Source organism: Streptomyces sp. NPDC005423 (assembly GCF_040606415.1).
Lineage (GTDB): Bacteria > Actinomycetota > Actinomycetes > Streptomycetales > Streptomycetaceae > Streptomyces.
Map to the genome: position 1 here is coordinate 22,822 of NZ_JBEXET010000050.1, position 24,978 is coordinate 47,799.

The 24,978-nt window shown below is 69.4% G+C and carries 18 protein-coding genes; 3 read left to right on the forward strand and 15 right to left on the reverse strand.

Features of this window, described 5'->3' with window-relative positions; all coding sequences use genetic code 11:
- Window positions 1–49 precede the first annotated feature (49 nt).
- The 4 genes from ABZT12_RS33905 to ABZT12_RS33920 are packed head-to-tail and all read right to left on the reverse strand — an operon-like array spanning window position 50 to window position 5,296.
- Window positions 50–1,108, reverse strand: a complete 1,059-nt coding sequence (locus ABZT12_RS33905) for an NlpC/P60 family protein (RefSeq protein WP_356391858.1) — start codon at window positions 1,106–1,108, stop codon at window positions 50–52.
- Window positions 1,109–1,125: 17 nt separating this feature from the next.
- Window positions 1,126–1,608 (reverse strand): poly-gamma-glutamate biosynthesis protein PgsC/CapC, encoded by a 483-nt coding sequence (locus tag ABZT12_RS33910; RefSeq protein WP_356391860.1) that lies wholly within the window; start codon window positions 1,606–1,608, stop codon window positions 1,126–1,128.
- Window positions 1,605–3,116, reverse strand: coding sequence for a poly-gamma-glutamate synthase PgsB (gene pgsB / locus ABZT12_RS33915; protein WP_356391862.1), 1,512 nt, complete (start codon window positions 3,114–3,116; stop codon window positions 1,605–1,607). The genes ABZT12_RS33910 and pgsB overlap by 4 nt, the downstream gene beginning before the upstream one ends.
- Before the next feature lie 8 nt (window positions 3,117–3,124).
- On the reverse strand, window positions 3,125–5,296 hold the full coding sequence (locus ABZT12_RS33920) for a HAMP domain-containing protein (protein ID WP_356391906.1): 2,172 nt from the start codon (window positions 5,294–5,296) through the stop codon (window positions 3,125–3,127).
- Between the two features lie 294 nt (window positions 5,297–5,590).
- On the opposite strand from ABZT12_RS33920, the gene ABZT12_RS33925 reads away from it, so the two are divergent.
- On the forward strand, window positions 5,591–6,568 hold the full coding sequence (locus tag ABZT12_RS33925; RefSeq protein ID WP_356391865.1) for a hypothetical protein: 978 nt from the start codon (window positions 5,591–5,593) through the stop codon (window positions 6,566–6,568).
- A 24-nt stretch (window positions 6,569–6,592) separates the two neighbouring features.
- The gene (locus ABZT12_RS33930; protein WP_356391868.1) at window positions 6,593–6,970 is read left to right on the forward strand and encodes an NTP pyrophosphohydrolase; all 378 of its coding nucleotides are present in this window, start codon (window positions 6,593–6,595) and stop codon (window positions 6,968–6,970) included.
- A 60-nt stretch (window positions 6,971–7,030) separates the two neighbouring features.
- Here the strand turns inward: ABZT12_RS33930 and ABZT12_RS33935 are convergent, their stop codons facing one another.
- The 9 genes from ABZT12_RS33935 to ngcE all read right to left on the reverse strand — a co-directional run bounded on the left by ABZT12_RS33935 (window position 7,031) and on the right by ngcE (window position 19,168).
- Window positions 7,031–8,530: an amino acid permease gene (locus ABZT12_RS33935; RefSeq protein WP_356391871.1), complete on the reverse strand. Its 1,500-nt coding sequence runs from the start codon at window positions 8,528–8,530 to the stop codon at window positions 7,031–7,033.
- Between the two features lie 174 nt (window positions 8,531–8,704).
- The gene (gene dxs, locus ABZT12_RS33940; protein ID WP_356391874.1) at window positions 8,705–10,669 is read right to left on the reverse strand and encodes a 1-deoxy-D-xylulose-5-phosphate synthase; all 1,965 of its coding nucleotides are present in this window, start codon (window positions 10,667–10,669) and stop codon (window positions 8,705–8,707) included.
- Window positions 10,670–10,894: 225 nt separating this feature from the next.
- Window positions 10,895–12,208, reverse strand: a complete 1,314-nt coding sequence (locus ABZT12_RS33945) for a sugar ABC transporter permease (protein ID WP_356391876.1) — start codon at window positions 12,206–12,208, stop codon at window positions 10,895–10,897.
- Window positions 12,205–12,993 carry an ATP-binding cassette domain-containing protein gene (locus ABZT12_RS33950; RefSeq protein ID WP_356391879.1) on the reverse strand — a complete coding sequence of 263 codons (789 nt, stop codon included), beginning with the start codon at window positions 12,991–12,993 and terminating at the stop codon, window positions 12,205–12,207. Before ABZT12_RS33950 ends, ABZT12_RS33945 begins: the two co-directional genes overlap by 4 nt.
- A 214-nt stretch (window positions 12,994–13,207) precedes the next feature.
- Window positions 13,208–14,299, reverse strand: coding sequence for a substrate-binding domain-containing protein (locus tag ABZT12_RS33955; protein WP_356391909.1), 1,092 nt, complete (start codon window positions 14,297–14,299; stop codon window positions 13,208–13,210).
- 133 nt (window positions 14,300–14,432) lie between these two features.
- Window positions 14,433–15,632, reverse strand: a complete 1,200-nt coding sequence (locus tag ABZT12_RS33960) for an ROK family transcriptional regulator (protein ID WP_356391882.1) — start codon at window positions 15,630–15,632, stop codon at window positions 14,433–14,435.
- Window positions 15,633–15,815: 183 nt separating this feature from the next.
- Window positions 15,816–16,742, reverse strand: coding sequence for a carbohydrate ABC transporter permease (locus ABZT12_RS33965; RefSeq protein WP_356391885.1), 927 nt, complete (start codon window positions 16,740–16,742; stop codon window positions 15,816–15,818).
- A gap of 4 nt (window positions 16,743–16,746) precedes the next feature.
- On the reverse strand, window positions 16,747–17,673 hold the full coding sequence (locus ABZT12_RS33970) for a sugar ABC transporter permease (RefSeq protein WP_356391888.1): 927 nt from the start codon (window positions 17,671–17,673) through the stop codon (window positions 16,747–16,749).
- 49 nt (window positions 17,674–17,722) lie between these two features.
- On the reverse strand, window positions 17,723–19,168 hold the full coding sequence (gene ngcE, locus ABZT12_RS33975; protein ID WP_356391891.1) for an N-acetylglucosamine/diacetylchitobiose ABC transporter substrate-binding protein: 1,446 nt from the start codon (window positions 19,166–19,168) through the stop codon (window positions 17,723–17,725).
- 371 nt (window positions 19,169–19,539) lie between these two features.
- Between ngcE and ABZT12_RS33980 the strand changes: the two genes are divergently transcribed.
- The gene (locus ABZT12_RS33980; protein ID WP_356391894.1) at window positions 19,540–23,334 is read left to right on the forward strand and encodes a GH92 family glycosyl hydrolase; all 3,795 of its coding nucleotides are present in this window, start codon (window positions 19,540–19,542) and stop codon (window positions 23,332–23,334) included.
- Between the two features lie 6 nt (window positions 23,335–23,340).
- Here the strand turns inward: ABZT12_RS33980 and ABZT12_RS33985 are convergent, their stop codons facing one another.
- Both ABZT12_RS33985 and ABZT12_RS33990 read right to left on the reverse strand, forming a co-directional pair.
- Window positions 23,341–23,715 (reverse strand): hypothetical protein, encoded by a 375-nt coding sequence (locus tag ABZT12_RS33985; RefSeq protein WP_356391897.1) that lies wholly within the window; start codon window positions 23,713–23,715, stop codon window positions 23,341–23,343.
- 67 nt (window positions 23,716–23,782) lie between these two features.
- The coding region (locus tag ABZT12_RS33990) for a glycoside hydrolase domain-containing protein (RefSeq protein WP_356391900.1) at window positions 23,783–24,978 on the reverse strand (1,196 nt) is incomplete at its 5' end.

Below are 24,978 nucleotides of genomic sequence, written 5' to 3' on the forward strand. Positions count from 1 at the left end.
TTCACTCTAGTTGGGCCATGCACTCAGGTGCGGCCCGCCCCCCGCTCCTTCACAGTCGCTTGGCGCTCCGGAACAGGCCCGCGTAGAAGCCGTTGCCGTCGATGCGGGAGACACCGCCCTTGTCGCCCATCGTCGGGCCGTTCTGCTCCTTGCGGCTGGAGACGAAGACCCGGTGGCCGTCGGTGTCCAGGCCCAGGTAGAGGGCGACGTGGTCGATGTGGTTGCCGGTGCGGTGATCCATCTTGAAGAACAGCAGGTCGCCCGGCTGGAGCACGTCGATGTTGGCCGGCCGGGTGTACCAGGGCGCGGATCCCTGGAGCTTGATGATGTCGACGCCCTCCTTGCCGCGCGCCATGCCGTCCGCCGAGCGGGGCAGGCCGTCGCCGAGGGTGTTGGTCGCCATCAGCGGGTAGCGTGCCCGGTAGCCCCACACCATCCGCATGAAGCCCGAGCAGTCCAGCGCGCGGTAGCGCTCCGGGCGCGGCTGGAGCGTCGTGCCGTTGCGGAAGGTGTAGGAGCGGCCGAGATAGTCGTAGAAGTCGTTCTGCTCCAGGCGGTCCACGCCGTCCGCCTTGTACGGGCCGAACACGGCGTCGCCGGCGTACGGGATGCCCTCGGAGTCCTTCTTGAGCGGCGCGCCCTGTACGTACTGGAAGGCGATCGCGAAGATGTCGTCCTCCTGGCTGCCGTAGTACTTCTTGAACCAGTCCTTGAACCACTGCTGCTTCTCGGCGCCCTTGGTCCACGGTTCGGGCATCAGCCGGACCCAGTCCTCGGTGACCACCTTGGAGCTGGTGGTGGCGGGCTCGGCGAAGGTGCGGGAGGGGCCGCGCAGGGTGGCGGTGCGGGCGTGGTCGGTGAAGGTGGCGAGGATCTGGCCGTTGCCGCCGCGCAGGACCGTGCGCTCGGGGTTCTTCAGCCGCTCCCAGCTCTGCTTGCCGGTCGTGGCACCGCCGTTCTCCAGGTCCGGCTGGTCGATGACGGCCTGCGCCGCGGGTGTCTTCGCCTGCTCGTCCTTGCGCAGTTCCACGGTGAGGAAGCCGCTGGCGCCGAGCAGCGCGAGCACGGTCACGGCGTGCAGGACGGGGCGTTTCTTCTTGGGTGGCATGGGGTCGGCTCCGAAGGTCAGGCGGACGGCATGACGCCGAGGAGGATTCCGGCGGTGAGGACGACATAGGCCATGAGCGTCACCGAGCCGGTGGCGAGCAGGGTGGCTCCCCTGGGCTGGCGCACCAGCTGGTAGGCGACCAGGCCGGGCACGATGAAGCCGAGGGTCTGGTTGGCGTACATCAGCGGGAACTCCAGTGACAGCACGATCATCACGGTCGCCTGGAGGGTGACGCCGAGCAGCACGACCGCGGCGAAGAGCCGCTTGCCGTAGAGGATCACGAACCTCTGCATCAGCAGCGTGCCGACGTAGGTCAGTACGGTCACGCCGACCACCATGGCGGCGCGCTGGAGGTCTTCGACGAGGGTCAGCGCCAGCCAGCCCGGGGTGATCATCCCGCCGGGCGAGAGGTTGGTCGTGAGGTAGCAGACCAGCGAGAAGAGCAGCCCGATGGCGATGCCGATCGCGGCGATCTCGGGGGTGAGGACGGAGGGGATCAACGGTGCTGCTCTCCTGGATTCTGCCACTGCGGGGAGTCGTCGGCGGGCGGCGCGGAAGGACGGACACGGGGTTCGAACGCGCCGCGCTGCTGCGGGAGTTGAGGGGTCGGTCTGACGGGGGGCCACGGCTCGTGCGGGCCGTCGGCGGTGGCTCGCGCCGGCGCCTGGGCCTGCGGCGCGTACCGCGTCTCGTACGCCTCCGGGTAGGGCTGGTACGGGTCGAGGCGGGGCGCGTAGAGCTGCATCGTCTCGGCGTGCTCCGGGTGCGGGACCGGGGCGGTGTCCCGCTGCGGGGGTCCGGGCCGGGTCGGCGCGTCGTCGGGGCTGTCGTCGGCCGGGAGTTCGGCGAGGTGCTCCAGGAGGATCTCGCCCTGGCCGTGGATGTTGCCGATGGCGACGAGCGAGGAGTCCGGGCCGAGCCGGCCGAGCAGCTGCGCCATGAAGTCCTCGGGGTCACGCCGGTCGCCGCCGAGGTCGACGGCGCGGTCCCGGTACTGCGCGGGGATCGCGTCGATCGCGGACTTGGCGGGGTGGCCGATCACGAAGACGCGCTCGGGGTCGAGTTCGGGGATGATCTCGCCCATCTGGCCGTTGCGTTCGACGCGGTCTGGGCGGCAGTTGATGACCACGTTGAGCGGGCGGTGGACGGCGCCGAGGTCGAGGAGCTGGTTGATGTTCATCAGCGTCGACTCGGGGTCGTTGGCCGCGAAGACGTTGGCGAAGCGGACCTTCTTGCCGTCGGGCGTGAGGTACCGCTCGACGGAGAGGACGCCGGGGTCCGGCGGCGCGTCGTACATGCCCCGCAGGGCCGTCTCCCGCTCCACGCCCACGAGTTCGGCGACCTTGAGGGCGATCGCCACGTTCTCCTTGAAGGTGAACCAGCTGAAGCCGCGCAGCTCCTCGTCGGAGACCGTCTCGGGATCGGCGTAGACCAGCTCGCAGTTCCGGGCGTCGGCCTCCTCCTGGAGGATGTCGAAGCGGTCCTGCTCGGCGGTGACGCAGATGCCGTCCTGCGGCATGGAGCGGCACAGCGAGCGGGCCACGTCGTCGAGGGTGGGTCCCATCTCGGCGAGGTGGTCCTCGCGGACGTTGCACAGCACGCCGATGGTGGAGCGGATCAGCTTGGACTGGTTGATCTCCTGGAGCGCCGGCATGACCGCCATGCACTCGATGACCAGCGCGTCCGGGTGGTAGGCGGCGGCCCGCCGCACGATGCCGATCTGCTCGACGACGTTGGCGATGCCGAACTTGCGGTAGACGGGCTCCTCGGTGGCGTCCGGGTGGATGAACCGGGCCGCGGTGCCGGTCGTCTTGGCGACGGTGGTGAGGCCGCCGCCGCGCAGGGCGCCCGCGCACAGCCGGGTGATGGAGGACTTGCCGCGGATGCCGTTGACCAGGACCCGGGTGGGGATGTGGTCGAGGTTGACGTAGTGCCGCCGCTGTTCGACGAGGCCGGCGATGAGCAGGACGGCCTCGCACACCACCAGCACGGTGTAGAGGAAGAGCACTTGGGTTCCTAGTTCCTTCCGGCCTGGGCGGGGGTCCGGCTGCCGCCGTCGCGTCTGCGCGGCCGTTCCTGGAGCTGCTGCCGGATCAGTTCCAGGCTGCGCACGACGGCGCCGACCTCGTCGTGGTGGCGCGGGAACAGCACGGTCTTGCGGTCGCCGTCAGCGAGCGCCTCGGACTGGGCGGCCAGGCCGCGCAGCGGTCGTACGACGATGATGTGGAGCCAGCCGAGACAGGCCGCGGCGGCGGTCAGGCCGAGCAGGCCGGCCAGGACGGTGCGGTTCTGCCGGCTGTACTCGGGGATGGCGAGCCCGGAGGCGGGCTGCCAGCTGACCACCTTCCACCGCAGGGGTTTGGCCGCGCCGCCGCCGCTGAAGGGCGCGACGGCCGCGACCCGCACGGAGCCGCCGCGCAGCACGGTGGCGTAGGCGTCCTCGTGCTTGAGCAGCGGGGTGACGTACGAGGGGGTTCTCTGGAAGGCGAGGTAGCCGGAGTCGCCGCCGACGATCCGGCCCCGGGCGTCGACCACCCGGACCTCGCCCATGCCCTGCCGGCCGAGCAGCGCGTTGACGAACTCGATCCGGAACTCGCCGATGAGGGCGGCGCCGCCCCGGCCCGGTGCCTCGGCGGTGACGGTGACGACGGGCTTCTTGCCGCCCTCGCCGCTCACCTCGATCACCTGCTTCGCGGGGCCCTTGCCTGCGGTGTGGTGCGGGGTGGCGCCGGCCTGGGCGAGGATCTCGCCGTCGGCGCCGAGGACGTAGAGGGACTGGTAGCGGTCGTGCTCCTGCATCGTGCGCCGCAGGACCTTCCGCATGTCCTCGGAGGTGGTGCGGTCGCCGATCAGGGCGGCCACCGCGGTGAGGTCGGCGTCGCCCTCGTTGAGGGCCCGGCGCACCCGGTCGCTGAGGGTGGCGGTGCGGGCCTTCTGGTCGCGGACGATCTGGTTGGGGACGCGCACGGAGCCGTCGGCCCGGTTGAGCAGCAGCATCAGCGGTGCCGACCAGACGAGCAGCAGGACGGCGCAGACCGCGAGCAGGGCGCGGGCGCCGAGGCCCCTGCGCACGGCGGGGCCCTCGACGTCGGTGTCGGCGCCGCGCAGTTGCAGGCGCAGCCGCTCCAGGGCGGCGCCGATCCTGGCCGCCTCGCCGGAGCGGGGGACGCTCACCGGGCGGGCCAGGTCGCCGCGGGTCAACCGGCGGCTCTCCAGGAAGAGTTGGATCAGCGGGCGCTGGACGGTGCCGAGCAGCAGCAGGACGGCGAGGGAGCCGATGAGCAGCAGGGCGCCGGCCGCGGCGAGGCCGAACGCGGGGCGGGTCAGCTGCGAGGCGCGCGCGGGTACGTCGACCTGGGTGACGACGGTGAGGCCGAGGGTGCTCGCGGTGGTGACGCCGCCGGCCTGGGGCGCGGCGAGGGTGGCGTAGCCGCCGACGGTGCGTACGTTCTTGGTGGCGCCGCCGGTGAGGTGGCCGCTGACACCGGTGTAGCCGCCGGCACCGGGCTGCTTGGCGCTGATCGGGTTCTGCTCGGCCTTGCGGGCCGCGGTCTTGGCGAAGCCGGCGAGTTGCTGCCGGGCCCGCTTGGCGTCGAGGGCGCCGTGGCTGGAGAGCAGCCGGCCGGTGGAGTCGATGACGCCGATGGCGCGGCCGGGGCCGAGGGAGACTCCGGGGAAGCTCAACGTGCTTGACGCGACGAGGAGTTGCTGCGGCTGTCCGGGCCAGGAGAGCAGGGCCATCATGATCAGCCGGGTCTGGCCGTTCTCCAGCCGGACCATGCGCGGTCCGAGCCCGTCCTTACGTGAGAGTCGGGTGAGATCGATCGCGGTCAGCGGGACGTTCTCGCCGCGCGCGGCGAGCAGCTTGCCGGACTTGATCTGGATGACGGCGGTGCCGCGCCACTTCTGGTAGACGTTGCCGACCTTGTCGAGGACGGTGTCGGCGGAGACCGGATCGCCCTCGTCGAAGAGGGTCGCGGTGCCGGTGAGGTCGGTGACCGACTCGTCCAGCGAGGCCCGCAGCGCGATCGCGCCGTCCTCGGCGACGTACTGCTGCGAGGTCAGGACGGCCTTCGGGACCAGGGCGTTGTCCGCCGCGCCGAGGGTGAGCGCGGTGATCGCCGCGAGGGTGAGGAGCAGAGCCGAGAGCACCGCTATCGGTGGTCGGATTCCGCCCAGGAGCGACATGTCGGCCCGTCTACGGACCTTGTGCCGCCGCTTCGGGCTCGAAGCGGCCACCGTTCGACTCCTCTCGTACGTCACAGAGCGCACAGCAGTGCGATCCGGACCATCAGACATCGGAAGGAAACAAAGGGTTGCACGAGTTAAAGAAAAAGTGAGAAAAACTGTTTGGCTCTCACCGTCGGGGGAAACCGGATCGGTTGGCTCCTTTTCCAGTCGTTCACCTCGGGTTCCCGCTCCCGCCACCCGCGCCGACCGCCGTGCCGGACCCCGACCGGGTCTGGCTATGGTTGATCGGTCATGGGGGAGAACCGAGGGAAATCGACCGGCGTCGCGGCGGCGATCGTGGCGTTCGCCGTGCTCGTCGCCGGTCTGGGCGCGTACACGATCGGCCGGACGAGCCAGCGCCAGGACGAGCGGGCGCCCGGCCGCACCGGCGGCGGCGGGACGGCCGGCGTCTCACTGGAGCGCCGCGTCACCGACTTCACCGCCTCCTTCCACGCGGGCTCCGGCTACCGACCGCCCGGCCGGGCCGAGCGCACGGCCGTCGCCGACGCCGTCGGCCTCATCCTCGACGGGCACCTCGACCGGGCCCGCCCGCTCCTTGCCGACGTCGACTTCCGGCTGCGTACGCTCACCGACTCCGGCACCGGCCGCCGGTACGCCGAACTCTCCGACCGCACCGAGGACGGGCCGGCGCCGCGCGGCTGGGGCCGGGTCTACATCGACCTGTCGGGACCGGTCCGCTGGTCGGTGCAGGTGCCGCACCCGGTCGCCGACCTGGACACCGAACGGATCGGCGCCCGCGTCCTGTTGGGCTCCCCCGGCGGAATCATGGTGCTCGCGGGCGCCCACCGCCGGGCCGGCGCGGGCAACGCGGCCGACATGGCGCACCGCACCGACTCCGTCTTCGACGCGGTCTGCGACGAACTGGTCCGGCGCCGTCTGCCCGGCGTCCAGGTGCACGGCTTCGCCGACGCCTCGGCCCCCGGGTACGACGTCGTCGCCTCCACCGGCCGCGGCGACGCGGGCCGAGCCGACGGCCGCCGGCTCGCCGGCGCCCTGGCCGCGCACGGCTTCACGGTGTGCCGGGCCTGGACCCGCGCCTCCTGCCCGCTGGAGGGCCGCGACAACGTCCAGGGCCGCCGGGCCGCCGCCGACGATCTCACCTTCCTGCACGTGGAGTTCGCCCGCTCGGTACGCGCGGACGCCGTCCGCCGCGACCGGGTGGCGGACGCGGTCACCACCGTCACCGCGCGCTGGGCGCGGCGCGCCTGACGCGTCCCGTGGGACGCTCTTCCCATGGACGACGAAGCCCCCCTCCTCGTGATCGTCGACGGCGCCAACGTCGTCGGATCGGTGCCCGACGGCTGGTGGCGGGACCGCCGGGGCGCGGCGGAGCGGCTGCGGGACCGGCTGGCGGCGGACGGTGTCCCGGGGCGGCCGGGGCCCGTGGACATCCTGCTGGTGGTCGAGGGCGCGGCCCGCGGGGTGGCCTCGGTGCCCGGTGTACGGGTGGACTCCGCGCCGGGGAGCGGGGACGACCGGATGGTGGAACTGGTCGCCGAGGCCGCCGGCCGGCGCTGTCTGGTCGTCACGGCGGATCGCGAACTCCGGTGCAGGGTAACGGAGTTGGGCGCGGAGGTCGCGGGGCCGCGGAGTGTGCGGGGCCCGGCGTAGACATCGGCCCCGCACTCGCCCGGCGAGGGCGCGTACGGGGCCGGAGGCGGCGGCGGACGGTCACTTCGGCGGGGCGGTCGCGGCCGTCCCCTTCCGGGCGAGGCGACTGTGGCTGCGGCCGTAGCAGAAGTAGACGACGAAGCCGATGACCATCCAGAGGGCGAAGCGGAGCCAGGTCTCGGCGGGCAGGTTCAGCATCAGCCACAGGGAGGCCAGCACCGAGACGATCGGCAGCGCCGGGACGAGCGGGGTACGGAAGGAGCGCTCCAGGTCGGGGCGGGACCGGCGCAGGATGATCACGCCGAGCGCGACGACGATGAAGGCGAAGAGCGTGCCGATGTTGACCAGTTCGGCGAGTGCGCTGAGGCTGGTGAAGCCCGCGACGATCGCGATGATCACGCCGAGCAGGATGGTCGGCCGGTACGGGGTGCGGAAGCGCGGGTGGACGTGCGAGAAGAACCGGGGCAGCAGCCCGTCCCGGCTCATCGCGAAGAAGACCCGGGCCTGCCCGAGCAGCAGGATCATGCACACCGTGGTCAGACCGATCGCGGCGCCGAAGCTGATCAGGCCCGCGAACCACGGGTGCCCGGTGGCCTTGAAGGCGTCGGCGAGCGGCGCGTCGATCGACAGCGAGCTGTACTTCTGCATCCCGGTCACGACCACCGAGACGGCGACGTACAGGGTGGTGCAGATGATCAGCGAGCCGAGGATGCCGCGCGGCACGTCACGCTGCGGGTGGCGGGTCTCCTCCGCCGCGGTGGCCACGACGTCGAAGCCGATGAAGGCGAAGAAGACCACGGAGGCGGCGGTGAAGATGCCCAGGACGCCGAAATTGGAGGGCGCCCAGCCGAACATCAGCTGGATCAGCGGCGCCTTGAGGTTCCCGGCCGCCGCCACCGACTGCGCCTTGGGGATGTACGGCTTGTAGTTGCTGCCCTTGACGAAGAACGCGCCGGCGATGATCACCACCAGCACGACGGCGACCTTGATGGCGACGACGACCGAGGTGACCCGCGCGGAGAGCTTCATGCCGAGCACGAGGATCGCGGTGAGCACCAGGACGAGCGCGGAGGCCAGGATGTCGAAGCCGAAGCCGTGGGCGCCGTCCCGCCCGCTGAGCGCCATGGGCAGGTGCCAGCCCGCGTTGTCCAGCAGCGAGTGGATGTACCCCGACCAGCCGACGGCCACCACCGCCGTGCCGAGGGCGAGTTCCAGGACCAGGTCCCAGCCGATGATCCAGGCGGGGAACTCGCCCAGTGAGGCGTACGCGAAGGTGTAGGCGGAGCCCGCCACCGGCACCGTGGAGGCGAACTCGGCGTAGCAGAGCGCGGCGAGCGCGCAGACCACGCCGGCCACGACGAAGGAGAGGGAGACCGCCGGGCCGGCGTTGTTCTTCGCGGCCGTGCCGGTGAGGACGAAGATGCCGGTGCCGATGACGACGCCGACACCGAACACGGTCAGATCCAGGGCCGAGAGGGATTTCTTGAGCGCGTGCTCGGGTTCCTCTGTGTCCTGGATGGACTGTTCGACCTTCTTCGTCCGGAAGAGGGTGCTGCTCACGGGTGTACCTCCCACGCTTGGCGTCCTCGACATGATCGAGAGGGGGCGATGGGGGTCCCCCCGGTCGAGCGAAGCCGAGACTGGGGGACCGTATGCCCCGACGCGGGCGGGTTTCACGCGAACGGGCCGGTTCCACCACCCGTTGCGGTGGAGAAACCGGCCCGTACGGCCGTGTCAGTCGCGCGCGGACTCCACCGAGTCCGCCTCGGCCGTGGGCCGGTCGGCCGAGGTGCCCCCGACCGTGCGGAGCCGGGCGTCGGGGAGGCCGTCCAGCTTGGAGACCAGACCGGTGACCTGCCGGGCGATGTCGGGAGCGGTGAGACCGATCTCCGTCATCACCTCGGCGCGGGAGGCGTGGTCGAGGAAGCGCGGCGGGATGCCGAAGTCACGCAGCGGGACATCCACGTCCGCGTCCCGCAGAGCCTGCGCGATCGTCGAACCGACGCCGCCGACACGGGAGTTGTCCTCCACGGTGACGACCACCCGGTGCTGCTCCGCGAGCGGGGCCATGGCCTCGTCGACGGGCTTGACCCAGCGCGGGTCGACGACGGTGGTGGAGATGCCCTGCTGGTCGAGGAGGGCGGCGATCTCCAGGCACATGGGGGCGAGAGCGCCCACCGAGACGAGCAGCACGTCCGGCGCGTCGGTGCCGGGCGCCCGCAGCACGTCCATGCCGCCGATCCGGCCCACGGCGGGTACGGCGGGCCCGACGGCGCCCTTGGAGAAGCGGACCACGGTCGGCGCGTCCTCGACGGCGACGGCCTCCCGCAACTGGGCCCTGACCTGGTCGGCGTCGCGGGGCGCGGCCAGCCGCAGGGTCGGCACGACCTGGAGGATCGACATGTCCCACATGCCGTTGTGCGAGGCGCCGTCGGTGCCGGTGACACCGGCCCGGTCCAGGACGAAGGTCACCCCGCACCTGTGCAGGGCCACGTCCATCAGCACCTGGTCGAAGGCGCGGTTGAGGAAGGTGGCGTAGACGGCGAAGACCGGGTGGAGTCCGCCGGTGGCGAGGCCGGCCGCGGAGACGGCGCCGTGCTGCTCGGCGATGCCGACGTCGTAGATGCGGTCCGGGAAGGCGTCGGCGAACTTCTTCAGGCCGACCGGCTGGAGCATCGCGGCGGTGATCGCGACGATGTCCTCGCGCTCGTGGCCGAGCGCGACCATCTCGTCGCCGAAGACGGAGGTCCAGTCCGCGCCGGACACCTTGACCGGCAGGCCGGTGTCGGGGTGGATGGGGCCGATGCCGTGGAAGCGGTCGGCCTCGTCCAGGAGGGCGGGCTGGTAGCCGCGGCCCTTCTCGGTGAGGCAGTGCACGATGACCGGGCCGCCGAACCGCTTGGCGCGGGCCAGCGCCGACTCCAGGGCCTCGATGTCGTGGCCGTCGATCGGGCCGACGTACTTCAGGCCGAGGTCCTCGAACATGCCCTGCGGGGCGATGAAGTCCTTCAGCCCCTTCTTCGCGCCGTGCAGCGTCTCGTAGAGGGGCCGGCCGACGACCGGGGTGCGCTCCAGGAGGTCCTTGCCGCGGGCCAGGAAGCGCTCGTAGCCGTCGGTGGTCCGCAGGGTCGCCAGGTGGTTGGCGAGGCCGCCGATGGTCGGCGCGTAGGAGCGCTCGTTGTCGTTGACGACGATGACCAGGGGGCGGTCCTTGGCGTCGGCGATGTTGTTGAGCGCCTCCCAGGCCATACCGCCGGTGAGGGCGCCGTCGCCGATCACGGCCACCACGTGGTCGTCGCGCCGCAGGACCTGGTTGGCCTTGGCGAGGCCGTCGGCCCAGCCGAGGACCGTCGAGGCGTGCGAGTTCTCGATGACGTCGTGCTCGGACTCGGCCTGCGAGGGGTAGCCGGAGAGGCCGCCCTTCATCTTCAGCTTCGAGAAGTCCTGACGGCCGGTGAGCAGCTTGTGGACGTAGGACTGGTGGCCGGTGTCCCACAGCACCCGGTCCTTGGGCGACTCGAAGACGCGGTGCAGGGCGAGGGTGAGCTCGACCACGCCGAGGTTGGGGCCGAGGTGGCCGCCTGTCTTGGACACGGCGTCCACGAGGAAGGTCCGGATCTCCCCGGCCAGCTGGTCCAGCTGCTCCAGGCTGAGCCGGTCCAGATCGCGCGGTCCCGTGATGCGGGTCAGCAGCGGCACCCGTGCCTCCTTGCAGTAGAGCTGATCGAGCTGTTGCCGGGCTCGTCGAGTCTAATGTTCCGCCTTCGCGGCCCGCGCCGGGCCCGTGCGTCGTACGTCACGCGATCGGCCCCTCCCGCGAACACCCTTTCCCCTGACGCGAGTCTGGCGCCGGGGACATGACTGTGCCCGGTACCGCCTCGGGTACCGGGCACAGGTTCTCGCTGCGTTACGGGGTCAACGGGGTCAGCCGCGGCCCGCCGCCTTCTGGCTCTTGCGGGAGACGGAGTCGATGACGACCGCGCCGAGCAGAACGCCACCGGTGATCATGTACTGGATCGAGGTGTTCATGTTGAGCAGGTCCAGGCCGGTCTGGATGGACTGGATGACGAGCATGCCGAGCAGGGCGGACCAGACGCTGCCGCGTCCGCCGAAGAGGCTCGTACCGCCGATGACCGCGGCCGCGATGGCCAGCATCAGGGTGTTGCCGCCACCGGCGTTCAACGTGGCGCTCTGCGTCTGGCCGGCGAAGAACATGCCGCCGATCGCCGCGAAGCCGCCGGAGATGGCGAAGACGGTGATGCGGATCAGCGGCACGTTGATACCGGCACGGCGCGCGGCCTCGATGCCGCCACCGACCGCGAAGACCTTACGGCCGTACGGGGTGCGACGGAGCACGAAGTCCACGATCACCAGCGAGGCGAGGAAGATCACCAGCGCGTTGGAGACACCGGCCGAGGAGTTCAGCACGGACGCGGAGACGAACGAGGCCACCGCGAGCAGGCCGACCCGCAGGCCGATCTCGCTGGTGGGCCGGAACGGCACCCCCGCGGCCTTGCGGCGGCGCTGGTCGATGAGCGAGCCGACGAGCAGGGAGCCGGTGCCGAGCGCGGCCAGGATGTACGCGCCGGCGATCGACTGGTCCATGAAGAAGGAGCTCTGGCCGAAGACGTGCACCGGACCCGAGTCCGGGATGTTGATGGTGCCGCTCGAACCGAGCAGCCACAGCATCAGACCGTTCCAGCCGAGGAAGCCGGCGAGTGTCACCACGAACGCCGGTACGCCGATCCTCGCGAAGAAGAAGCCGTGCAGCGCGCCGATGAGCACGCCCGTCACGATCGTCAGGACCAGGGCCAGCCAGCCGTTCATCCCGTGGTTGACCACGAAGACCGCGAACAGGGTGGAGGCCAGACCGCTGACCGAGCCGACGGACAGGTCGATCTCGCCGAGCAGCAGCACGAAGACGAGGCCGATGGCGAGCATGCCGGTGGCGGACAGGTAGTAACTGATGTTGGACAGGTTGTCCGCGCTCAGGAACCGGCTGTTCTGGACCTGGAAGATGATGCCGATGACGATCAGGCCGGCGACGACCGGCAGCGAGCCGAGCTCACCGCCCTTGACCTTGCGCTTGAACTCGGTGATGTAGCCCTTGTAGCCCTCTTCGCGGACCAGCAGACGCGGGTCGACGGTGGCGATGGGCGCGGCCGTCGGGTCGGCCGCGGAAGCCGCGGTGGTCGGTTCCACCGCGTCCTTCTTCACGGTGTTGGACGTCTCGCTCACTTTGCCGCCTCCGTGCTGCGCACCGCACGACGGGTCACGGCGTTGTCCGTGGCTCCGGTGATCGCGGCGATGATCGTTTCCTGACTGGTGTCCTTCACCGGGAAGGAGCCGTTGTTCTTGCCCAGCCGCAGAACGTTGACCGTGTCCGCGACCGCCTTGACGTCGGCCATGTTGTGGCTGATGAGGATGACGCCGAGGTCGCGCTCGCGCAGCCGCTCGACCAGGTCGAGGACCTGCGCGGTCTGCTCCACGCCGAGGGCGGCCGTGGGCTCGTCGAGGATGACGACCTTGGGGTCGCCGATCAGCGCACGGGCGATGGCGACGACCTGGCGCTGGCCACCGGAGAGGCTGGCGATCGGGATGCGCACACTGGGAATGCGGATGGAGAGCGTGCTGAGCAGCTCGCGGGAGTTCTTCTCCATCGTGACCTCGTCGATGACGCCGCGGTGCAGCAGCTCACGGCCGAGGTAGAGGTTGCCGACGACATCGAGGTTGTCGCAGAGGGCGAGGTCCTGGTAGACCGTCGCGACGCCGAGTCCCTGGGCGTCGTGCGGCTTGGTGATGCTGACCGGCTTGCCCTCCCACTCGATGACTCCCTCATCGATGGGGTGCACCCCGGCGATCGTCTTGACCAGGGTGGACTTTCCTGCGCCGTTGTCGCCTACCAGCGCGACCACTTCTCCGGCGTGGACCTCCAGCTCTACATCGGTGAGGGCCTGCACCGCACCGAATCGCTTGGAGACCCCGCGCAACGCCAGCACGGGCGTAGCGGACACGTGAACCATCTCCTTCGCCGCCTGACCGGCGGGGATACCGCGCTGTCGAAAGGCGCGGAGGGTTGTGCTCAGGGCACAGATTTACAAGATGAACATGCGCGTGGCCGGTGCCGGTTGGCAACGGCTGCGTCGGGTGGAGATTTCCGTCCGGCGCCCGCCCCACAGCGGGGTGTGGAAGGTGGGGCGGGCGCCGGACGAGATCTGTTTCGCCGCTGGGGGGCGATTACGACAGGCCGGCCGCCTTGCACGCCTTGGCGAAGTCGGCGGTGCAGATCTGCGCGACGGTGTAGAGACCGTCCTTGACGACCGTGTCCTTGATGTTGGCCTTGGTGACCGACACCGGGGTCAGCAGCTGCGAGGGCACCTTGTTGCCGGAGCCGCTGGTCTGGGTCGTGGTGGCGAGCGAGGAGATGCTCTTGCCCTGCGCCAGGTCGACGGCGAGGGTGGCGGCCGCCTCGGCCTCCGGCTTGAAGGCCTTGTAGACGGTGCTGGACTGGGTACCGGCGACGATGCGCTGGATACCGGCGAGCTCCGCGTCCTGACCGGTCAGCGGGATGCCGCTGATGCCGGCGCCCTTGAGGGCGGTGGCGATACCGCCGGCCATGCCGTCGTTGGCGGAGTAGACGCCCGCGATGTTCTTGGCACCGAGCTGCGTGATGGCCGCGGTCACCTTCTGGCCGGCGACGCTGTCCTTCCACAGACCGGACTGCTCGTAGGCGATGTTCACCTTGCCGTCGAGGGCCTCGTGGGCGCCCTTCTTGAACTGTCCGGCGTTCGGGTCGGCGTCGTCACCGTTGATCATGACGATCTTGGACTTCGTGGTCGCCTTGGAGCCCAGCGAGGTCAGCAGGGCCTCACCCTGGAGCTTGCCGACCTGGACGTTGTCGAAGGAGACGTACGCGGAGACGGGACCCTGGGCGAGACGGTCGTAGGCGACGACCTTGATGCCCTTGTTGACCGCCTGCTGGATCGAGGACTTGATCGCGGCGGAGTCCTGGGCGCTGATCACGATGACCTTGACGCCCTTGGTGATCATGGTGCTGACCTGCTGGGCCTGCGTCGACGCGCTCGCGTTGGCGTTGGCGTACTGGACGGTGCAGCCGGAGCAGAGCTCCTTGACCTTGTTCTCGAAGTACGGCTTGTCGAACTTCTCGTACCGAGCGGTGACACTGTCGGGCAGGAGCAGGCCGATCGAGGCCTTGTCGCCGCCCGAAGAGGAGCTGCTGCTGTCGGACTTCTTGTCGCCGGCCTTGCCACAGGCGGCGACCGAGACGGCCATCGTGGTGGCGATGACGGCAACGGCGGCACGACGCATACGCGTATTCACTTCAGAAACCTCCCTGACGAGGCCGCGTCGTTGCGGCCGAGGTGGCTGGAAGTCAACTCGGCCACGCGTGCGACGTCAAGAAGTAAATACTTAACGAGATGGCAACGGCGTCGTGCGTTCTCTAAGTGAAGACAGGTGTGGACGCGGACAGCGAGCCGTCCAAAAGGGTCGAATCACCCATCTCGCTGAGCGCCAGGGCGAGCGCCCCGAGCACCTCCGCACGGCCGCCAAGTGCCCCTGGATGTACGGTGAGTTGACGCGCCGCACTGGGGATCGCGTAGCGGCCCACGGACTCCCTGATCGGACCGAGCACCAGCTCACCGGCCTCGGCGAGATCACCACCGAGGACCACTCGGCTCGGGTTCAGGAGATTGCAGAGATTGGCGACCCCGCTGCCGATATGACGGCCGACGTCGGCGATCACCCGGCGGCAACCCGGGTCCCCGTCCCTGGCCAGCCGCACCACGCCCTCCATCGTCAGGTCCGTGCCGTGACTGGACTGGAGCAGCGGCAGCACGTAGCGCGCGGCCGTGAAGGTCTCCAGGCAACCCCGGTTCCCGCAGCGGCAGACGGGGCCGGACTCGTCGAGGGTGATGTGCCCGATCTCCCCCGCCGTGCCGCCCGGACCCCGGTAGATGTTGCCGTTGATCACCAGCCCGGCGCCGACCCCGCTCGCCACCTTGATGTACGCCAGGTCGCGGACCCCTCGCCCGCTCCCCCAGACCAGCTCGCCGAGGGCCCCAAGATTGGCGTCGTTGTCCACGTGCACCGGCACGCCGAGCCGCCCCCGCAGCTCCTCGGCGGGCCTGGCGCCGGTCCAGCCCGGCAGGATGGCGGTGGAGCCCAGGCTGCCCGACTCCACGTCGATCGGCCCCGGTACGCCCACCCCGACGCCGGCGATCTTGGCGTGGTCCACGCCCGTGGCGCTGATCAGGCGGTTGACCAGCTCCTCCGCCCGGTCGAAGCCCTGGGTGGAGGAGGCGTCGACGTCGAGCGGCTCGGACTCCTCGGCGAGGACCTGATGGGCGAGGTTCCCGACCGCCACGCGCAAATGCGTGTGCCCGAAGTCGACCCCGATGACGATGCCCGCGTCGCCGCTCAGGGAGACGCTGCGCGCCCTGCGGCCGCCCGCCGAGGTGGGGGTGACCTCGACCGTTCCGCCGTCCTTGAGCTCGCGCACGATGTTGGACACCGTGGCGGCCGAGAGGCCCGTCGTCCTCGCGATCTCCGCCTGGGTCAGCGACCCGGCCAATCGCACCGCCCGGACCACCCGTTCAAGATTGGCTCGGTGCAGTGACGACTGCGACCCCGGAGTCTCCACGACGACCTCCTGCGCGCGGGACCGCTTCAATGAGGCCCCGTCTATGTCCAACTAGTGAACTCTAAGCTGAGCCGTTCGGGTCGCCTCCCGTCAAGAGGTTGAACCGCATCCGGGTGCTTGCACACATACGTGCGGGCCGCTCCCGGTGCCCGGGAGCGGCTGTACGGGTGTCCGGGTGAGCCGCTACTTGAGCGCCCCCGCTGTCAGACCCTGAACCACCTGGCGCTGGAAGACGATGTACGCCGCGAGCACCGGGAGCATCGCCATCACCAGCCCGGCGAAGAGCCCGGACCAGTCGCCCTTGTACCCCTGGCTGGCGGCGAGCTGCACCAGCCCCTGGGTGAGGACCCGCTTGTCCGGATCGGTGTTGAGGACCGTGGGCAGCATGTACTGGTTCCACTGGCCGAGGAAGTTGAAGATCCCCACGCTGATCAGACCGGGCTTGGCCATCGGCAGCATGATCTGGAAGAAGGTCCGGGTGTGCGACGCGCCGTCCACGAACGCGGCCTCCGCCACCGAGGTGGGCAGGGTCCGGAAGAACGCGGTCAGGAAGAAGACCGTGAAGGGCAGCGAGTAGGCGATGTAGACCAGGATCAGGCCGTGGATCGAGTTCAGCAGCCCCATGTTGTTGACGACGTAGAAGAGCGGGACCAGCGCGAGCATGATCGGGAAGCTCATGCCGCCGATGAACAGGAAGTAGATGAAGCGGTTGCCCGGGAAGTCGAAGCGGGCGAGCACGTAGGCGGCCATGGAGCCGAGCACCAGCGTCCCGATGAGTGAACCGCCCACCACCAGAACGGTGTTGAGGAAGTAGTCGCTCATGTTGGCGTCGGTCCAGGCCCGCGCCCAGTTGTCGAAGTGCAGCGTGTCCGGCAGCGCCCAGGGGGAGCTGAAGATCGAGCTGTCGTTCTTGAAGGACGTCATCACCGCCCACAGCAGCGGCATGGCGACCATGAACGCCCACAGGACGAGCATGCCGTGCGAGAAGGCGTTGAGGATTCCGCCCTCCCACTTCCGCCGCCTCGGCGGCTCTCCGGCGGGCGGAGCGGTCTCGGCGACGGTGACACCGGGCTCGGCCGGCACGGGGGCGGGGGTCTCGGTCGTCTTCATCTGGTCAGAACTCCAGCCGCTCACGGCGGCCCAGCCGCATCACGACGGCGGCGAAGGCCAGCGTGACGACGAGCAGGGCGACGCCGATGGTGGTCGCGTAGGCGGCCTGTCCGTCCCGGAACGCCTTCTGGTACACGTACAGGACCAGGACGGTGGTCGAGTAGTCGGGGCCGCCGGGACCGGTCGTCATGATCTGTACGACCGCGAACGACTCGGCGCCCAGCGCGAGGATGCCCATGTAGACCCAGCCGGACATCACCGTGTCCCACAGCAGGGGCAAGGTGAGACGGAAGAACGTGGTCGTCCGGTCGGCGCCGTCGAGCAGCGCCGCCTCGTAGAGCTCGGCCGGGATGGAGGCCATCCCGGCCGAGAAGAGGACCACGAAGAAGCCGACGGTGGACCAGACGAGGACCGCCATCACACACCACAGCGCGAGGCTCGGATCGCCCAGCCACAGCGGCTGGAGACTACCGAGCCCGATACCGCGCAGCAGCGAGTTGATGGCGCCGCTGTCCGGGTTGTACGCGAAGGCGAACAGCAGGGCGACGATGGCGATCGACAGGACCTGCGGGAAGAAATAGACGATCTTGTAGAAGGACGAGCCGCGGACGCCCGAGATCACCGGGCCGCCCGCACGGCGCCGGCCGCCCACATTGATCATGAAGGCGAAGAACAACGCGAGACTGATCGTCACCAGCGGCAGCACCAACGCGAACAGGAGACTGTGCTGCAACGATTTCCAGAAGATCTCGTCGTGGAACATTCTCTTGTAGTTGTCGAAGCCCACCATCTTGAATTCCGGGCTCAGTCCGGTCCAGTCCGTGAACGAATAGTAGATGGACTGGATGAACGGCCATACGACGAAAAGCGCGTACAGCCCCAGGGGAACGGTCAGGAACCCCACGATGAACCGGTACTTGCCGTGCTGCATTGCTACCGACCCCGATCTCTGGGCGGGCGCCGCCGCTGGTGACGGATCCTCACTGGTGCTTGTAGTGCTTGACCGACGTGTCCTTGGCGGCGGCGTCGGCGTAGCCCTGGATCTTCTTGATGGTCTCGGCCGGCGTCGCCCGTCCGGCCATCATCTCGCCGAGGCCGCCCACCCCGATCTGCTCCTTCTGCAACTGCACGTACCAGTCCTGGAGCCGCGGGTTCAGCACGTTGTCACCGGCCAGCTTGAGCGCCGCCACACCGGACTTGAGGCCCGGCGTGAGGGTGATCCCGCTCGTGCCGCCGTTGAAGGCCGTCAGCGACTTGACCTTGGCGGTGAAGTTCTTCGACGAGGCCTCGCTGAGCATGATGCGCAGCTGCTCCATGCCCCCCGCCGCGTTCTTCGCCTTGGCCGGCACGACGAAGGGCTCGCCGCCGGACGCCCAGATGGTGCCGAACGGCAGCTTGTCGGAGCTGTCGATGCCGGTCGGCGCGGAGACGGCGAGGTCGAAGTCCTTCGGGATGACGTTGGCGGACTCGTTCTCCACCCAGGAGCCGTTCGGGATGAACAGCGCCTCGCCCTTGGCCCACGCGGTCTGTGACTGGATGTGGTCCAGGCCGGGCGTGCCCTTGAGGATGTAGCCCTTCTTGTACAGCTCGTAGTACGCCTCGAAACAGGCCTTGACGGCCGGGTGCTTCCAGGCGTTCGGCTCCAGGTTGTCGATGGCGTCGAGCACCTCGCGACCGCCGACCTTGCCGATCATCGGGTAGAGCGAGAAGGGCACGTAGTACGGGTACTTGCCCGCGTACGTCCACCCCGCCATGCCCTTCTTCTTGGCCTTCGCGCAGACCGCGAGCATCTGGTCCCAGGTCTCGGGGTACTTCTCGTCGAGCGAGTCCAGGGCCTTCTGCGAGTACCAGACGCCGTACACCGTGTAGGCGTAGTACATGATCCAGACGGGGTCCCCGTCGAACTGGCCCATCTCGACGATGCCGGGCCGCAGGGTGTCGCGGACCTTCTTCGAGGGGTCGTCGAACGAGGGGGCGTCCAGCAGCGGGGTGAGGTCGGAGAGCTGCTTCTTGCCGACGAGGACGCCCATGTCCATCTGTTCCGCACCGGAGTTGTCGATGAGGTCCGGCGGCGTGCCCTGGTTGAACCGCGGTTGCAGCGTCGACTGGATCTTCTGGGTGGCGGAGAACTTGACCTTCGCCTTCGGGAAGTCCTGCTGGTAGATCTTGACGGCGTCCTCGGCGTACTCCTTCCCGAAACCGCCGTCGAAGAGGACGAACTCCAGTTGCGCGGTGTCGTTCACCGCCAGCGGGTTCTTCGCGGACTTCGTGCCCGCCTTGGCCTTCTTCTCCGTGCCGCTGTCGCTGCTCGCACAGGCCGCCAGGAAGCTCATGGCCGGTACGGAGATCAGACCGAGCGCGGCCGACCTCTTGATCAAGTCGCGACGGCCGTAGCCCTCACCGTGCTCGGCGGAAGTGGATCCCATGCTCAAGTCCTCGCCTTCTCCAGGACTCAGGCGGTGAACCGGATCCTTCCCGGCACCGCGGTCGGGTCAAGCTGGGTCGTGCAGGAAGTGCGTTTCCGGTACTCGGTAGAGATGGTCCGGGATCGCCGACAGGTATAGTCCACTTCCCGCCAACGGAGCAAGATCGAATGCAAGGTTGGCAGTCGGTCTTTTCCGAGTTGAGACCTCGCGGAAATATCAGCCCCTTGTGCGTTCCCTGACGGAAATATCCACGCTATTGGCCTCGAATGCCACACTCAACACCCTTGACAGGCCTGGCCACTTGACTCCCTACTGTTCCTTGCGCGTCGTAGTTGACAACGTTGTCCACAGTGCAGGGAGGGTGCCCTCGTATGCATCGCAGATGGTGGGGTCCAACGGTCGTCACGGCAGTCGCCCTGGCACTGGCGGCGGGTTCACAGGGGGCAGCGGTCGCCCTGCCCGCCAAGGCACCGGCGGCGGACCGGGAGTTCGCGTCGTCGTTCGAGACGGGTGATCCGGCACCCGACTGGCTCAACACGGTCGACACCGCACCGGACGGCTCCCCGCGGGCCTCGGGCGTCGACGGCGGCTACAGCACGGGCATCCCGGGCAACGTCACCGACCATGTCACCGACGTCCGGGCGAGCGCCGAGAACACGTCCGGCGGTGAGGTGAAGGAGAACCTCGTCGACGGCGAGGCGAGCACCAAGTGGCTCGCCTTCGAGTCCACCGGCTGGGCCGAGTTCGACCTCGACAAGCCGGTCAAGGTCGTTACCTACGCGCTCACTTCGGCGAACGACTACGCCCCACGCGATCCCCGGGACTGGACTCTCCAGGGCTCGGCGGACGGCAAGGAGTGGAAGACCCTCGACACCCGCGCCGGCGAGACCTTCGGCGAACGGTTCCAGACGAAGTCCTACGATCTCGCCGAACCGGCCGAATACCAGCACTTCCGGCTCGACATCACGAAGAACAACGGCGCCTCCGGCATCGTGCAGCTCGCCGACGTCCAGTTCTCGACCGGCGGCACCACCGCCCCCGTCCCGCAGGACATGCTCTCGCTGGTCGACCGGGGACCCAGCGGCTCCCCGACCGCCAAGGCGGGCGCGGGTTACACCGGGAAGCGCGCGCTGCGCTACGCCGGCCGGCACACGGCCACGGGGCGGGCGTACTCGTACAACAAGGTCTTCGACGTCAACGTGGCGGTCGGCCGGAACACCCAACTGGGGTACCGGATCTACCCGTCGATGGCGGACGGCGACCGGGACTACGACGCCACCAACGTCTCCGTGGACCTCGCCTTCACGGACGGCACCTACCTGAGCGGCCTCGGCGCGACGGACGCGCACGGCTTCGCGCTGACCCCGCGGGGACAGGGCGCGGCCAAGATCCTCTACGTCAACCAGTGGAACAACGTGCTCTCCCGGATAGGTTCGGTCGCGGCCGGCAAGACCGTCGACCGGGTCCTGATCGCCTACGACTCCGCCACCGGGCCGGCCAAGTTCCGCGGCTGGCTGGACGACCTGACCATCCGTCAGGCCGCCCCGGAGAAGCCGAAGGCGCATCTCTCCGACTACGCGCTGACCACCCGGGGCACCAACTCCAGCGGCAGCTTCTCGCGCGGCAACGACTTCCCCGCGACGGCCGTACCGCACGGCTTCAACTTCTGGACGCCGGTGACCAACGCGTCCTCGCTCAGCTGGCTCTACGACTACGCGCGGGCGAACAACGACGACAACCTGCCGACGATCCAGGCGTTCAGCGCGAGCCATGAACCGAGCCCCTGGATGGGCGACCGGCAGACCTTCCAGCTGATGCCGTCCGCCGCGTCCGGCACCCCGAGCACCGACCGCACGGCCCGCCAACTGCCCTTCCGGCACGAGAACGAGACCGCGCGCCCCTACTACTACGGCGTCACCTTCGAGAACGGTCTCAAGGCCGAGATGGCCCCGACCGACCACGCGGCCTCGCTGCGGTTCACCTACCCCGGCGACGACGCGAGCGTGCTCTTCGACAACGTCACCGAACAGGCCGGCCTGACCCTCGACAAGGAGACGGGGACTGTCACCGGCTACTCCGACGTCAAGTCCGGCCTCTCCACGGGGGCGACCCGGCTCTTCGTCTACGGCGCGTTCGACGCGCCGGTGACGGACGGCTCGTCGAGCGGCGTCAAGGGGTACCTGCGCTTCAAACCCGGCGCCGACCACACGGTCACCCTGCGCCTGGCCACCTCGCTGATCAGCGTCGACCAGGCCAAGGACAACCTGCGCCAGGAGATCCCGGACGGCACCTCCTTCGCCACGGTCAAGAAGCGGGCCCAGCACTCCTGGGACAAGCTGCTCGGCAAGGTGGAGGTGGAGGGCGCCACCCCGGACCAGCTGACCACCCTCTACTCCAGCATGTACCGGCTGTACCTCTACCCCAACTCCGGTTTCGAGAAGGTCGGTTCGACCTACCAGTACGCCTCGCCGTTCTCCGCGATGCCGAACCCGGACACCCCGACACACACCGGCGCGAAGATCGTGGACGGCAAGGTCTACGTCAACAACGGCTTCTGGGACACCTATCGGACGACCTGGCCGGCGTACTCACTTTTGACGCCCCATCAGGCGGGTGAGATGGTCGACGGGTTCGTGCAGCAGTACAAGGACGGCGGCTGGACCTCCCGCTGGTCCTCGCCCGGCTACGCCGACCTGATGACCGGCACCTCCTCGGACGTCGCGTTCGCGGACGCGTACGTCAAGGGCGTCCACTTCGACGCCAAGTCGGCCTACGACGCGGCCCTGAAGAACGCCACCGTCGTCCCGCCCGCGTCGGGCGTCGGCCGCAAGGGCATGACCACCTCGCCCTTCCTCGGCTACACCAGCACCGACACCAACGAGGGCTTCTCCTGGGCGATGGAGGGCTACGTCAACGACTACGGCATCGCCCGGATGGGCCAGGCGCTCTACCAGAAGACCAAGGAGAAGCACTACAAGGAGGAGTCCGAGTACTTCCTCAACCGGGCCCAGGACTACGTCAACCTCTTCGACAAACAGGCCGGCTTCTTCCAGGGCCGGGACGCCAAGGGCAACTGGCGGGTGGACTCGGCCAGTTACGACCCGCGGGTCTGGGGCTACGACTACACCGAGACCGACGGCTGGGGCTACGCCTTCACCGCCCCGCAGGACAGCCGCGGCCTGGCCGACCTCTACGGCGGCCGGAGCGGCCTCGCCCAGAAGCTCGACCAGTACTTCGCCACCCCCGAGACCGCCTCCGCCGACACCGTCGGCTCCTACGGCGGGGTCATCCACGAGATGACCGAGGCGCGGGACGTACGCATGGGCCAGTACGGCCACTCCAACCAGGTCGCCCACCACGTCATCTACATGTACGACGCGGCCGGCGAACCCTGGAAGGCGCAGAAGAACGTCCGCGAGGTGCTGTCGCGGCTCTACACCGGCAGCGAGATCGGCCAGGGCTACCACGGTGACGAGGACAACGGCGAGCAGTCGGCCTGGTACCTCTTCTCCGCGCTCGGCTTCTACCCGCTGGCGATGGGCAGCGGTGACTACTCCGTCGGATCCCCCCTGTTCACCAAGGCCACCGTGCATCTGGAGAACGGCAGGGACCTGGTCGTCCGGGCGCCGAAGAACAGCGCGAAGAACGTCTACGTCCAGGGCCTTAAGGTCAACGGCCGTACCTGGACGTCGACTTCACTCCCGCACTCGCTGCTCGCCAAGGGCGGGGTGCTGGACTTCAGCATGGGTTCCAAGCCGTCGTCGTGGGGCTCGGGCAAGAACGCCGGTCCGACGTCGATCACCACCGGCGACCAGGCCCCGACGCCCCGGGCCGACGTGCTGAAGGGCGACGGCGCCCTGTTCGACAACACGTCGGCGACCGAGGCGACCGTGACCTCGGTGGACCTGCCGGTCTCCGACCGGACGAAGGCGGTCCAGTACACGCTGACCTCTTCGGCGGACCACACCAAGGCACCGACCGGCTGGGTCCTTCAGGGCTCGGCGGACGGCACCACCTGGCAGACGATCGACAAGCGCTCCGGCGAGTCCTTCCCTTGGGACAGGCAGACGCGCGCGTTCACGGTCGGCACACCCGGCGCGTACCAGCACTACCGGCTGGTCCTGGACGGCGCCTCGACCCTCGCGGAGGTGGAGTTGCTGGCCTGACCAGCGTCACGGCACGGGGAGGCAGGGCAGCAGTCTGCGCAATGCCTCCGCGTGCTGGTGGACCCGTCTGAGCACCGCCCTCCTGGTCGACGCGAAGGCGGGGACGTCCCGCGGCCGGCCGCAGCCGGTACCCGCGTACAGGTCGTCCAGCCACGCCCCGCTCCCCCTGGTGCCGTCCGGCGCCAGGGGGATCACTCGTGTGAGCACCTCGGACTCGGCGCCGCCGAGGAACCAGATGCGCACCATGAGGTCCGTGCGCCGGTAGCGCAGTCCGCCGTCTATCTCCTCCGGCGGCCGGAAGCCCTCGTCGTCGACGAGGAACCCGAACGCCGTACGCGCTTCGGCCCTGAACTCCTCGGGCAGCAGCGGCCGTTTATCCATCTGTGGATGCTCGCACGCGGCGATGTGCCCCCGCCACCGAAACGGACGAGGGCACACTATTCGGACCTCAGTTCACCGCAAGCGCGAACACGTGCAGATCCGCGTCGTCCGGCAGCGTGACCGACTTGACGGCCCTGCCGTCCGGCGCGGCGAACGGCTTGGTCGCGAACACATAGGTCGCCACCGGGTCCTTGTCGGCGCCCGCGACATTGCGGTACGCCGTCCTGGCGACCACCTCGTTGCCGTACTGGACGGTTCCCCCGCCGCCGCCGACGGTCCAGTCGGTGAGGGAGAGGTCGGCCGTGCCGGTGGTGCCGTCGGTGTAGGTGACGGTGGCCGTGGTCCGCTGGTTGCCGTTGACCGCGCTGCCCACGAAGGACAACTGCTGTGCCGGGTGGGCCAGTTCGATGGTCTGGCCGGTGGCCGACACGTTGTCCGGACGGCCCGCCGGGGAGTCGGGCCAGGTGAAGGTGAGCCCGTCCACCGTGCCCGTGGCGCCCGGGGCCAGCCCCGCCGCCGCGAGCGCCTGACGGGAGTAGCTCCAGCCGCCGCCGTCGTAGTCCGCCTCGTCGTGGTCGCCCACATCGTCCGAGACACCCGTGTTGTCGTACGCAGCGAGCAGGGTGCCGGGCGCCGCCACGGTCAGCGAGACGGGCTGCGCGTAGGAGGTGGAGCCGGAGGTGACGGTGACCTTCACGTCGTAGAAGCCCTGCCCGATGTCGGGGGCCGAGGAGAGGGCGATCTCCTGGGAGCCGTCGACGACCGTGCCCTGGGCGGGGGTCGCGGTGAGGCCGGCCGGTGTCTCGACCCGGTAGCGGACCTCGGGGCCGGTGCCCCCGTTCAGGGAGAGGGCCCGGATGCCGATCTTCGTACTCGCGCCGGGAGCGATGGTCGCGGCGGTCGGGCCGACCCCGATCTGGTACGGCTGCTCGCCGTCGCGGAAGGACGGCGGGGCGTCGGCCGGGGCGCTGCCCCAGGTGCGGTCGGGGGTGGCGGAGAGGGTGTAGTCCAGCCGGCCGCCGCCGCGCACGATCGAGGCGGGCAGCCAAGGACGGTCACTGGTACGGCCGTTGACCTTGAGCGAGTGGATGTACGGGGCGTCGGCCGCCGCGCCGGTCGCGTGGATCGAGATGTTCTTCCCGCCGGGGCGGCTGATCTCGACGCGCGGGAACAGCGGTGAGGCCAGGGTCAGTTCGGCCCGCGAAGGGACCTGCGGATACATGCCGAGGGCCGAGAAGACGTACCAGGACGACATCTCGCCGA